9 protein-coding genes are annotated in these 12,289 nt (G+C 62.3%); all 9 read left to right on the top strand.

Annotated features, from left to right (window positions below; translation table 11 throughout):
- Positions 1-728 precede the first annotated feature (728 nt).
- Positions 729-3,419 (top strand): preprotein translocase subunit SecA, encoded by a 2,691-nt coding sequence (secA, locus tag GX515_11960; protein HHY33709.1) that lies wholly within the window; start codon positions 729-731, stop codon positions 3,417-3,419.
- A gap of 4 nt (positions 3,420-3,423) precedes the next feature.
- Positions 3,424-4,531 (top strand): peptide chain release factor 2 gene (gene prfB / locus GX515_11955; protein ID HHY33708.1). Its coding sequence is split into 2 segments (ribosomal slippage): positions 3,424-3,492 and positions 3,494-4,531, totalling 1,107 coding nucleotides; the frame shifts between segments, so codons are not numbered across the junction.
- A gap of 109 nt (positions 4,532-4,640) precedes the next feature.
- The gene (locus GX515_11950) at positions 4,641-5,351 is read left to right on the top strand and encodes a DUF2993 domain-containing protein (protein HHY33707.1); all 711 of its coding nucleotides are present in this window, start codon (positions 4,641-4,643) and stop codon (positions 5,349-5,351) included.
- A gap of 118 nt (positions 5,352-5,469) precedes the next feature.
- A complete protein-coding gene (locus GX515_11945; protein ID HHY33706.1) occupies positions 5,470-7,560 on the top strand; it encodes a hypothetical protein in 2,091 nt (696 codons plus the stop codon).
- The gene (csaB, locus tag GX515_11940; GenBank protein HHY33705.1) at positions 7,557-8,687 is read left to right on the top strand and encodes a polysaccharide pyruvyl transferase CsaB; all 1,131 of its coding nucleotides are present in this window, start codon (positions 7,557-7,559) and stop codon (positions 8,685-8,687) included. The genes GX515_11945 and csaB overlap by 4 nt, the downstream gene beginning before the upstream one ends.
- Positions 8,688-8,754: 67 nt before the next feature.
- Positions 8,755-9,477: a WecB/TagA/CpsF family glycosyltransferase gene (locus GX515_11935; GenBank protein HHY33704.1), complete on the top strand. Its 723-nt coding sequence runs from the start codon at positions 8,755-8,757 to the stop codon at positions 9,475-9,477.
- Between the two features lie 85 nt (positions 9,478-9,562).
- Positions 9,563-10,366, top strand: coding sequence for a transketolase (locus tag GX515_11930; GenBank protein HHY33703.1), 804 nt, complete (start codon positions 9,563-9,565; stop codon positions 10,364-10,366).
- An 80-nt stretch (positions 10,367-10,446) separates the two neighbouring features.
- Positions 10,447-11,427 (top strand): transketolase family protein, encoded by a 981-nt coding sequence (locus GX515_11925; GenBank protein ID HHY33702.1) that lies wholly within the window; start codon positions 10,447-10,449, stop codon positions 11,425-11,427.
- A gap of 138 nt (positions 11,428-11,565) precedes the next feature.
- Positions 11,566-12,129, top strand: coding sequence for an extracellular solute-binding protein (locus tag GX515_11920; protein ID HHY33701.1), 564 nt, complete (start codon positions 11,566-11,568; stop codon positions 12,127-12,129).
- Positions 12,130-12,289: the final 160 nt, after the last annotated feature.

The raw sequence follows: 12,289 nt of genomic DNA, 5'->3' as shown, positions 1-12,289 counted from the left end.
CTGACGGATCTTCCCGCCGACCCGCTCACCCTTGACAAGCTGGAGGTATGTGCGTGTTGAGCCGTCTTTGTTTCGGAAGGACTTGCTTCTAACATACATGGCAGCTATATCATACCATATATGCCAGCCATGTCAACAGTATAACCGCGTATACGTGGCACAACATTTTCCGATCTTGCGGATGCCGGTGTCCATTTCATGCGGGTTTCCGGATCCGTGGCACATCAAAACCCCGTTTTGCTGTCAAAGATGAGTCTGACCGAGCGGCGGGTCGCTGGCGCAGAGCGGGTGGACCGCTGGCCGGGCTGGCTGGCGTCTGGCCGGGCGCGAGGTTGCTGGACCGTTGGGTGAATGGTATAATTATCTCGCGCCAAGGGGCGGAGCCAACAAAAGGGCTGAGCCTCTGGCGCTAGCTTGTGCGGGCGCGTGCTGGCGCTGACACAGTCCCGCTCTGAGACAGGGACGTGGCGTGCGCCTTGTGGGCGCGTCCGTTCGGTACGGATGGTCTTCGCAGGGATGGTTTTCGGTTTTCGCTGAATGGGGTGCGTCGCGGCGGTTCCGTACGAACTCGTCTCTTCGATCCCGTCTCCGGGGTCGCCAGGAGCCGACAGGGCGCGCGCGGACCGCTCATCAGTAAGAGGGGGTTGGCGGTTGGCTTTTCATTTTCAGCTCACCGCGTCCGCGCGAGCTATGGGCGCAATGCCCGGGTTGAAAGAAGGGAAAGCAGGGTGCTTGGCTTTCTGAAGAAAGCGTTTGATTTCAATGAGAGAGAGCTCCGCAGATTGCGGGACATGGCAGCGGCCATAACCGCCCTCGAACCGGAGGTTTCCAAGCTGTCTGACGACGAGCTCGCCGCGAAGACGGCCGAGTTCAGGTCGCGACTTGCTAACGGCGAGTCTTTGGATGACATGCTCTTGGAAGCGTTCGCGGTTGTCCGGGAGGCGTCTGCCAGGGTGCTGGGACAGCGCCACTTCGACGAGCAGGTCATGGGCGGTATCGTGCTCCACGAGGGCAGGATCGCCGAGATGAAGACCGGTGAAGGCAAGACGCTTGCGGCGACGCTGCCTGCATACCTCAACGCCCTCCCAGGGAAAGGCGTTCACGTCGTCACTGTCAACGATTACCTGGCGCGGCGCGACGCCGAATGGATGGGGACGATTTACAAGTTCCTCGGGCTTACGGTGGGCGTGATCGTCCATGGGTTGGATTACACCCAGAGAAAGGCCGCTTATGCGGCAGATATAACGTACGGCACGAACAACGAGTTCGGGTTCGACTATCTCCGCGACAACATGGTCACGTCTGAAGACGAGATGGTTCAGCGCGAGCTGAATTACGCTATCGTCGACGAGGTGGATAGCATCCTCATAGATGAGGCGCGGACTCCGCTCATCATCTCCGGCCAGGCGGAGGAGTCGACGGACTTGTATTACCACTTCGCCCGGCTCGTGCCGAGGCTTAAGCCTGAGGTGGACTACACGGTAGACGAAAAGGCCCGGACCGTCGCGCTGACCGAGGACGGCGTGGCCAGGGTCGAGAAGATGTTGGGCATAGACAACTTGTATGATGACGCCAACATGGAGCTCGCCCACCATCTGAACCAGGCTCTGCGGGCCCACGCGCTCATGCGGCGCGATAGAGACTACGTCGTCAAGGACGGCGAGGTCATCATCGTGGATGAGTTCACCGGGCGGCTCATGTTCGGGAGACGCTACAGTGACGGCTTGCATCAGGCTATCGAGGCCAAGGAGGGCGTGAAGGTCGAGCGGGAAAGCCAGACGCTTGCGACGATCACGTTCCAGAACTACTTCAGGATGTACAAGAAACTGGCAGGCATGACCGGCACCGCTGCCACGGAGGAAGAGGAGTTCCGCAAGATATACGGGCTCGACGTTGTCGTGATCCCGACGCATCTCCCGATGATCCGGATTGATCACCCGGACGTCGTTTACAAGACGGAGCGCGCCAAGTTCAACGCCGTCGTAGACGAGATCGAGAGGCTGCACAAAAAGGGGCAGCCGGTCCTTGTGGGCACGATCTCCATCGAAAAATCCGAAAGGCTCAGCGAGATGCTGCGTCGCCGCGGCATTCCTCACCAGGTGCTCAACGCAAAGCACCACGAGCGCGAGGCTGAGATAGTCGCACAGGCCGGCCGCCTCGGGACAGTGACCATAGCCACAAACATGGCCGGTCGCGGAACCGACATCGTGCTGGGCGGCAACCCGGAGTACATCGCCAAGCAGAAGCTACGCGCTCAAGGCTACCCAAGCGAGGTCGTGGCCGAGGCCGCCGAGAGGTTCCCTACGAAGGATCCGCAAGTCCTCAAGGCGAGGCAGGAGTTCCAGGCCTATCTTGAAGAGGCGAAGGCTGCGTGCGCCGGGGAACATGAGAAGGTCGTCGAGCTCGGCGGGCTTTTCATTATCGGCACCGAGCGTCACGAAAGCAGGCGCATTGACAACCAGCTTCGCGGCCGGTCCGGGCGCCAGGGCGACCCGGGGGCATCGCGCTTCTACGTTTCGCTTGAGGACGATTTGATGCGTCTGTTCGGCGGGGAGTTCATTACGAATATCATGAACAGGCTCGGCTGGGAAGAAAACGTGCCGATCGAGCATCCGCGACTCTCGCGAGCTATCGAGACCGCGCAGAAACGTGTGGAGGCGCGCAACTTCGACATTCGCAAACAGGTGCTCGAGTACGATGATGTCATGAACAAGCAACGCGAGGTTATCTACCGCGACAGACGCATGGTCCTGCGCGGCGAGAACCTCAAGGACCGAATCATGGAGATGATTGCCCAGGTTGTGCGGGGAATGCTGGACACCTACGCCAACGAAAAGGTGTTCCAGGAGGAATGGGACCTCGATGGGCTTGCCGACCGGGTGAACAAGACCTTCGCGCCGGGCTCGTCGCTGGTTACGAAAGAGGACCTCGTCGGCTTGCGTCGAGCCGAGCTCGAGGAGCATATCGTGCAAGCGGCTCAGAAGGCTTATGAGGCGCGGGAGGCTCTCATCGGGCCTGAACGCATGAGGGCCCTTGAGAAGCTCGTTATGCTCAGAATCATAGACGCTAAGTGGATGGACCACCTACAGGCCATGGACGACCTGCGCGAGGGCATCGGGCTTCGGGCCTACGGGCAGCACAACCCGGTCCAGGAATATCAGATCGAAGGCTGGCAGATGTTCGAGGCTCTCAAGGCCAGCATCCAGGAGGACGTTGTGACCTGGATGTTCCGGGTCGGCGTGGACACCGGCGAGAGACAGCCAAAGGCGCGTCGTTATCGCATAACCATGAGCGGCGGCGGGCAGGACGAGGAGCGCCCTCGTGTGGAGCAGCGACGTGTGAAGAAGGTTGGGAGAAACGATCCGTGTCCTTGCGGGAGCGGGAAGAAATACAAGAAGTGCTGCGGAAGGGGTGCGTAGGCGGATGTTGAGTGAGCTGAAACCCGTCCTAGACGACCTTGTTTCCAGGGTCGAAGAGATGAGGGTGTATCTTTGACATTGAGGCGAAGAAATCAAAGTTGTCCGAGCTCGAGCAGCAGGTTAGCGCGCCGGGCTTCTGGGATGACCGCGAGGCCGCCCAGAAGGTGCTCCAACAAGTGAGCCAGATCAAAGCCGATGTGGAGCGATGGGAGAGAGCCCGGGCCGAGGCCGAGGACCTTGCTGTGCTCCTTGAGCTGGGCCTCGAGGAGGACGATGAGTCAGTCGAAAAGGAGGTCCGGCAGGGCCTCAAGTCCCTCGCCAAGGTGGTCTCCGGACTTGAGCTCGCGCACCTACTGGGTGGCGAGTACGATCGCGCCAACGCCATCCTCTCGATTCATCCGGGCGCAGGCGGTACCGAGTCTCAGGACTGGGCGGAGATGCTCCTCCGGATGTACCTTCGGTGGGCGGAAAGGCGCGGGTACAAGGCAGAGATAACCGACTTCTTGCCGGGCGAAGAGGCGGGGCTGAAGAGCGTTACCGTCCTGATAAGCGGTGAGAACGCTTACGGCTACCTCAAGGCAGAGAAGGGCATCCACCGTCTCGTGAGGATATCTCCGTTCGATGCCAACGCGAGACGTCATACATCGTTCGCGTCAGTGGACGTCATCCCCGAGGTGCCGGAGGATGTGGACATAGAGATAAGACCCGAGGACATCAAGATCGACACTTACCGCTCCGGTGGTGCGGGCGGCCAGTATGTCAACAAGACCGAGTCCGCCGTGAGGATAACGCACATTCCGACCGGCATCATAGTGGCTTGTCAGAATGAGCGATCGCAGTATCAAAACCGCGAGGTTGCCATGCGGATCCTCAAGGCGCGCCTGTTCGAGCACTACAAGGCCGAGCAGGAAAAGAAGCTCGGCGAACTACGGGGCGAGCAGAAGGAAATCGCCTGGGGCAACCAGATTCGGTCCTACGTGTTCCAGCCATACACCATGGTGAAGGATCACCGGACCGGGCTCGAAACCGGGAACGTCCAGGCCGTCATGGATGGTGAGATCGATGAGTTCATCGAGGCTTACCTGAGGGCGGCGGCCAGGGCGTCGGCGTAAGCGCCGGCGCGGTGGCGTTGGCCGGCCATCCCACGCCATCCCATCTCGAAGGGCGCGGTCCACGTGTCCACGTAACGCATAGAGGGATGCAACGTAATAGAGGGATGCCATGAAATACGCGGTCGCGCTCGTGGCTCTCGCGGTCGTCTGCCTCTTCCTGGTGGGGGAGGCGACGATCCCGGGGGTTGTGAGCGCTCGACTCGAAAATGCGATAGCCGCGAGCCTCGATGAGGCCGAGTCGGTTCGTGTGTACGTCAGGACCTTCCCCGCGCTTGCAGTCGCGCTGGGCAGGATAGACGTCCTCACGATCGACGCGCGCAACGTCATGGTGGACGGGCTCCGCGTCCAGCGCTTGTTTGTGGACGCACGCCGGGCCGACATAGATGTCCGTTCTGTGCTTCACCAAGGCAAGCTCGGCGTAAGGCACGTCGGCAGAGGCGACGTCACGGTCGTACTTGCACAGGACGACCTGAACGCGTACTTTCGTTCGCGCGACGGCATTCTGAAGCTCCTCACGGTGAGGCTTCGGCCTGGCGTCGCGACCGTCTCCGGCAGCGCGAGCATCCTCGGCATGAAGGTGGATCTAGCCCTCGACGGCAGATTCGTGGTGCGGGGAGACACTCACCTTGCATATGTCGTGGACCGCATCAGGGTCGGGAACGCCGTGATACCGGAGGCTGTGAAGAACGGGCTCCTGAAGAACGTGGACCTGTCGGTTGACGTGTCGAAGCTTCCGATCCCCGTCGTCCTGCGAGGGGTGAGCGTGCAGGACGGGGTCGTATACCTTTTCGGTGGCACGTCTGCGGGCACGGGCAAGTGAGGCCCGGCTCTTGCCCCTGAAGCATATCTAGCCCTCGAGGCGGTCCAGGCGCCGGGGGGCTCGTGGAGATCGCAGGAGACGGCCCGCCGCGCAGGCGGGAATGTGGGGTGGAGATGGCATGGCAGGACCCTGGCGGGCGAGGAAGCTGTGGGTGTGGACGCTGATAGCGTCGGTACTGGCGTCGGTGTACATCGCTGTTGGGCGCGTCGCGGTGGAGCGGTCCAACCGCCAGGTTGAGCTCGTGATGGATTACGACGCGGCGGTTGAGATGTGCCGCGCATCAGGATATCCTGTCGACGCGTTCCTGCGCAGGGCAAGGGAGGCAGGGCTGACCTCCGTCGCCCTGAACGAGCGCACTGTCGGCGACCTAATAGAACAGGGCAAAGTCCGCGCTTTCACCGGTAGGCAGATACTTGACTATGACAAGCTCTCGCCTGTCACCGACCCGGTCCTCAGGCAAATGATAGACCAGGGGCGCCTTCTCGGCAGCAACACGTACCTGTTCCCCCGGGACGCATCGACATACAACGAGATCGCGCCGCTGCTCGCCGCGAGGCTCGCGGGGGAGCGGATCTCGGTGATTGACTCGAGGCGTTTCGGGCCGTTCATAGAGACAGCGAGGAGCCTGAGGCAGATAGAGGAGGTCAACATCGGCCTTGACCCCGCGGAGGTAAGCCAGGTGAACGCCGCCGGTCTTCGCGTGGTTGCGAGGTTCAGGAACTATCCGGGGATCACACCGGAAAAGATGACATTCTTCGTAGGTCGCTTGGCTCAGTTTAGTGGGGTCAGCCTCGTCGTTTTCGAAGGGCAGGAAGTGCTCGGCTACCCAGACTACATTCGCGAGGCGGCGGACGTTCTCAAGTCTCACGGGCTAAGCTTCGGCCATGTGGAATTCGCGGTCCAGCAGGGCGACAAGGCTTTCGCTGGGCTCATGGGCGCCGCCGTCGTGCGGGTTCACAGCATAACTGCGGGCGAGATGAACAAGATTGACGTTCAAACTGCCGTAGACCGGTTTGTCAGGGCTGCGCGCGAGCGAAACATCAGGGTCATGTACATTCGTCCATTCCCCGCGAAAATCGGAGAAGAGGCCGCGGCGGTGAGCCAGAACCTCGATTACGTCGGGGCGATAGCACGCGGAATGACAGAGCCTGGATTTACGCTCGGCGAGGCCCGGCCGTTCGAATGGTACAGCCCGAGCAGGCCCTTGCTCGTGATTGTGGCCGCCGGCATTCTAGCCGGAGGGTTCATGCTCCTCGACATGATAGCGTTCATTCCGCCCATCGCGGAGCTCGGGATGTTCGTCCTCGGGCTTCTCGTGTACGCCGGCCTGATCAGCACCGGGTTCGCCACGTTCTTCCGGCAAGTGGCGGCTCTGGGCTCAGCTATCGTGTTCCCCACGCTCGCGGTGGGACTCGTCCTGGCAAGGGCGAGGGCGCGTCGCAGCCGTAGCCCGCGGTTGGGCGACGGGACAGGCCTCCGGGACGCGTGTCTCCTTTGGCTCGAGGCTTCCGGGGTGTCAGTAGTGGGGGGCTTGTTGCTCGCGGCGACGCTTTCCAGCACCAGATTCATGTTGCATCTTGACCAATTCATGGGCGTGAAGGTCGCGCACATCCTGCCGCTCATGCTCGTGGTGGTGCTCTACTGGAGGTACCAGGTCGCGCAGCGGAGGACTGCTGGGGACTTCATGGCGGCCGCTGCCGAGGTGCTCTCGGAGCCGATCCGTGTCTGGCATGTGGTGGTGCTTGGCGTGGCAGGGGTAATCGGGCTCGTGTACATCATGCGCACCGGTAATGTTTACCTCGGCCTCCCGATCCCGTCGCTCGACGCGGGGATGAGGATATTCTTAGAGAAGATGCTCATTTATCGGCCGAGAACCAAGGAGTTCCTTATCGGTCATCCTGCGCTCATACTCGGGGCGTTGGCACTGCTGCGAGCCGACAAGCGGCTGGCCCTCCCGCTTACGCTCATCGGGTGTATAGGTCAGATCTCGATGGTGAACACGTTCTCGCATCTGCATACCCCGCTCCTAGCCACGGTGCTTCGGACCGCGTATGGTCTTGTCATCGGCGCCATCGTAGCTATGGTGATGTTCGGCGCCGTCTGCCTGTATGTGCGGCTGACAGTGCGGCCATCCGGCCCCGCCGGGCAGGCGACGACGGGTGTGACTGCGGATGCCGGTGCGGCGGAGGGGGAGAGAATCGAGGGATGAGGTTCGTGCTCTCGGGCTACTTCGGCTTCGGAAACGCCGGGGACGAAGCCATGCTGGCCGCAATGGTCCAGCATCTCAGGGAAGCCGTCCCCGACGCGTCTATAGTGGCCCTTTCGCGTGAGCCCGAGGCGACGCGGCGGACGCACGGGATCGACGCAGTGGAAAGGACCAGTCTACCCAAGATCTTGCGGGAGATCGCCGCAGCGGATCTCTTCATCAGCGGGAGCGGCAGTCTCCTGCAAGACGTCACGAGCTTTCGGTCCCTCGCGTACTACCTGGGCCTTGCCGCTTTGGCCAGGCTCATGGGCAAGCCCGTTTTCTTCTATTCTCAGGGCGTGGGCCCACTCAAGCGAGCCTGGAGCCGTTGGCTCGTGAGGTTCGTCGCGAACACGGTGAACGCCATCACGGTGAGAGATGAGCCGTCGCGCCGGCTCCTTGAGAAGGTCGGCGTGAAACGCCCGCCCATCGTGGTGACCGCGGATCCGGCCTTTGGCCTTGAACTGGGCCCGTCTGTCCGACGTGGCGTCGACATCCTCGCGTCCGAGGGCGTGCGGATAGCCGCCGGCACGCCGCTTGTACTGGTCTCGGTGCGCCCTTGGGCGGATGGGTCGGGCTATCTTGAGGCTGTCGCGCGCGCCGCTGATGAGGCGCAACGCTCGTTGGGAGCGGTGGTCGTGTACGTGCCTTTTCATAAGCCGGGTGACGTGGCTGCGAGCCGAGCGGCCGCCGAGCTCATGCACCACGGTTCGTACGTGCTCGAGAGAGACTATGCGCCGCAGGAGATAATGTCCCTGGTGGAGTGCGCGGACCTTGTGATCGGCATGAGGTATCACGCGCTCGTGTTCGCGGTCGCGAGCGCCACGCCATTCGTGGCCGTGTCCTACGATCCAAAGATCGACGGCCTGCTCAGAATGGTAGGCGAAGAGGCCGGTCTCTCGGTGACCCCGGCGGGGCGCGCGGTGGGGGATGGGGAGGCCCTTGCTCGAAAGGTCATGGATGTATGGGCGAGACGCGAGAGCATGAAAGCTGCTCTTGCCGCAGCGAAGCCCGCCTTGGCGGAGGCCGCGAGGCAGGCGGCGCGCCTGGCCGTAGAAACCGGCCGTCGGAGCAGGGCTTTGACGGGGTGATGTCGTGGACGTAGCTGAATCTGCGGAAACCGTGAACGTCTTGGGGCTCCGGATTCACAGGGTGGACATGGCCGGGGCGGTGCAGCGGGTGCGCGATATGGTGACCGCGGGCGACCGCGTGTACCAAGTCGTGACCTTGAATTCCGAGATGGCCATGATGGCGCAGCGCGACGCGGAGCTTGCTGCCATCGTGAACAGCGCGGACCTTGTGGTGCCTGACGGCGCTGGGGTGGTCTGGGCATCACGCATTCTGGGCTCCGCGCTTCCAGCGAGAGTCGCAGGGTTCGACCTCATGCAGGAGCTCGTCAAGTGCGCGGCCGAAGAAGGATGGCCTGTCTTTCTTCTCGGCGCCTCGCCTGGCGTGGCGGAGGAGGCCGCCGCGCGACTCTCGGCGCGTCTGCCCGGCCTGAGGATCGCCGGGACCCACCACGGGTTCTTTGGGGACCGGGACGAGGACTGGGTAGCTGAACGCGTTCGGCAGAGCCGGGCCAAGCTCGTATTCGTCGCCATGGGCGCCCCGCGCCAGGACAAGTGGATCGCCCGCAACAGGGCCCGGCTGGGTCCCTCGGTGTGCCTCGGAGTGGGTGGGAGCCTCGATGTGCTCGCGGGTCGTGTCTCGCGGGCACCCGATTGGATGGGGAGAATGGGCCTGGAGTGGCTGTACCGCTTGTTACAGCAGCCCAGGAGGTTTGTGAGAGTGCTGGCTCTCCCCAGGTTCGTGATTCGAGTCCTCGGGGAAAGGCTTTCGCGGGGAGTTCACAACGCGGCAAGCAAGGCAAGGCCAAGGTAAGGCAAGGTAAGGAGTGACGGACATGCTCGGTAGTGGTGATAGGCGCTGTTGTGAGACGCCCGTCCTCGCGGAGGACGAGGTCCGGATGCTGCAAGAGAAGGCGAGGCGGGTGAGGGTGCACGTGGTAAGGGCGACGGCGGAGGCCGGCTCCGGCCATCCCGGGGGTTCCCTGTCGTCCGCGGAGATCCTGACTACGCTCTACTTCAAGGTGATGAGGGTCAACCCGCAGGACCCGCTGTGGCCCGACAGGGACAGGTTCGTGCTATCGAAGGGACACGCCGCGCCCGCGCTGTACGCGGTGTTGGCCGAAGCTGGTTTCTTCCCCCTGGAGGAGCTTCTGACGTTGCGCAAGTTCGGAAGCAGGCTTCAAGGGCACCCCAGCATGAAGCATACCCCAGGGGTCGAGATGTCCACGGGTTCGCTCGGACAAGGGCTTTCCACGGCCAACGGCATGGCGCTAGCCGCCAGGCTCGACGGACGGCCGACGCGGGTTTACGTCCTCCTCGGCGACGGAGAGCTTGAAGAAGGTCAGGTGTGGGAGGCCGCAATGACTTCGGTTCACCGGAAACTTGACAACCTCACAGCCTTCGTTGACTACAACGGGCTTCAAATCGACGGGCCGGTGACAGATGTGAAATCCCTTGACAACATCGCCGCAAGGTGGCGCGCGTTCGGATGGCATGTGCTGGAGATAGACGGACACGATGTTCGCGCCATATTCGCAGCGTGCGAGGAGGCCAAGGCCACCAAGGGCCGGCCCACGGTCATCGTCGCTCGCACGGTGAAGGGCAGGGGGGTGCCATTCATGGAGAACGCCGTGGACTGGCACGGGAAAGCTCCTTCCCGCGAGGAGGCGGAGCAAGCCATCAGGTCCATAGAAGCTAGGTGAGATGGACCCGTGGCTGCCCGCCGCCGCACGTCACCGGACTCGACTCGCCGACTCTGAAACGAACGGAGGCTCGAAGCGTTATGGCAGATGTACCGAAAAAGATAGCGACGCGTGCTGCGTACGGCAAAGCCCTTGTCAAGCTGGGCGAGATGAACCCTGACGTTGTGGTCCTCGATGCGGATCTCGCGAAATCCACCAAAACGGACGAGTTTGCAGCGAGGTTTCCGGAAAGGTTCTTCGACATGGGTATCGCCGAGGCGGACATGATGGGCACAGCGGCCGGCTTCGCGGCATCTGGCAAGATTCCGTTTGCCAGCACGTTCGCGGTGTTCGCCGCTGGTCGTGCATTTGACCAAGTCCGCCAGGTCATAGGATACCCGGGGCTCAACGTGAAGATAGGCGCGACCCACGGCGGGATCACCGTGGGCGAGGACGGTGCCTCTCACCAGTCGGTCGAGGACGTGGCCCTCATGAGGGCGATTCCAGGTATGACGGTCGTTGTGCCGGCGGATGCGGTCGAGACGGAGAAAGCTGTATTCGCGGCAGCGCGGCACAAAGGGCCGGTGTACATAAGGTTGGGGAGGAGCGGGGTCCCCGTGGTGTTCGGCGAGGACTATGAATTCGAGATCGGCAAGGCCGCTCTCCTCCGGGACGGCAGTGATGCCACGATCATCGCGTGCGGGGTCATGGTGTCGTTTGCGCTTGAGGCGGCGTCGAGGCTCGCTGAGAGCAAAGGTCTGTCGGTCAGGGTGCTCAACATGGCGACGGTCAAGCCTGCTGACGCTGAGGCGGTGGTGGCAGCTGCGCGCGAGACCGGCGCCATAGTGACGGCTGAGGAGCATAGCGTTATAGGGGGATTGGGGAGCGCGGTGTGTGAGATAACCGCTGAACGCTTCCCGGTGCCGGTGGAACGTGTTGGCGTCAAGGACGTGTTCGGCCAATCGGGGACGTCGGAGGAGCTTCTCAAAGCGTACGGCCTTCTTCCCGAGAATATCGTCGAGGCCGCGCTGAAAGCGATCGAAAGGAAACGCAACGGGCCGCGGGCGGCGGCGTGTGGATGACCCCGGGGCTTGTCGCGGACCAGCTGCCGTCCGAGACGTCTTGTCGGTTCCGAGTGAGGCCACGGACAGGAAGGCAGGGTCCCGGGTTGGTGAGGGTGCCAACATAGGCAGAGGCGCCGTTGGTGGGGGGTGATGATAGTGGGCAGGATGCTGCACGTGACGACCGTAACCGGCAGCCGGGTTTTCATGATCGCAGCAGCCTGCGTCGTGTTGGCGGTCTCTGCCGCGGGTTGCGGTGGGGCGAAAGACGAGGGAACGACTCTGAGACTGTCGATATGGGGGGACATCCAGGAGCAGCGGACGGTCGAGGACATCGTGAAGGCGTACGAGGTCTCCAATCCTGGGGTCAAGGTGGAGGTCGAGGCCGCACCGGCAACGCAGATCGCAGGCGGGATCACCGCATACGAGCAGAAGCTCATCGTGCTCATGGCGGCCCAGGATGCCCCCGACGTCATGTACCTTCCTCGAGACAGATATGAGTTCTACGCGGAGAAAGGCGCACTGGTGGACCTTGGTCCATTCATCGAGAAAAGCGGCGGGATAGATAAGATTCCGGCAGACTTAGTGAACGGAATGCGCGTCGGAAGTGGGATATACGGTCTTGCCAAGGACAGGACGACCGTCTGCGCGATCAGCGTGCAAACGAAGCATCCAGATGAAGCCTGGGGGCTTCTCCTGAGGGTTGCCACCGGCGCCAGATAGAGTCCGAACAGTCCGGACGCGGCGTCGTGCGCCCGCGCTTCGCGAAGGTCAGTTTGAGGGGCGCCTGAGTGGCTATGGAAGATACTTCTTGGGGAAAGGAGGAGGTTTTTGCCGAGGTCCATCGAAGTATACCAAGTAAACCCGATTTTCCGGAGCATGC

It is taken from the genome of Bacillota bacterium, assembly GCA_012842395.1.
Classification (GTDB): Bacteria; Bacillota; SHA-98; order UBA4971; family UBA4971; genus UBA6256.
The sequence above is the reverse complement of the archived record's forward strand: the minus strand, read 5'-3'. Positions and strand labels throughout refer to the sequence as shown.

Bases quoted from the DNA above. Each gene is read 5' to 3' on its own strand.
- GX515_11950 (HHY33707.1), top strand. From the start codon at position 4,641: ATGAAATACGCGGTCGCGCTCGTGGCTCTCGCGGTCGTCTGCCTCTTC.
- GX515_11945 (HHY33706.1), top strand. From the start codon at position 5,470: ATGGCAGGACCCTGGCGGGCGAGGAAGCTGTGGGTGTGGACGCTGATA.
- GX515_11935 (HHY33704.1), top strand. From the start codon at position 8,755: ATGGCCGGGGCGGTGCAGCGGGTGCGCGATATGGTGACCGCGGGCGAC.
- csaB (HHY33705.1), top strand. From the start codon at position 7,557: ATGAGGTTCGTGCTCTCGGGCTACTTCGGCTTCGGAAACGCCGGGGAC.
- GX515_11925 (HHY33702.1), top strand. From the start codon at position 10,447: ATGGCAGATGTACCGAAAAAGATAGCGACGCGTGCTGCGTACGGCAAA.
- GX515_11930 (HHY33703.1), top strand. From the start codon at position 9,563: ATGCTGCAAGAGAAGGCGAGGCGGGTGAGGGTGCACGTGGTAAGGGCG.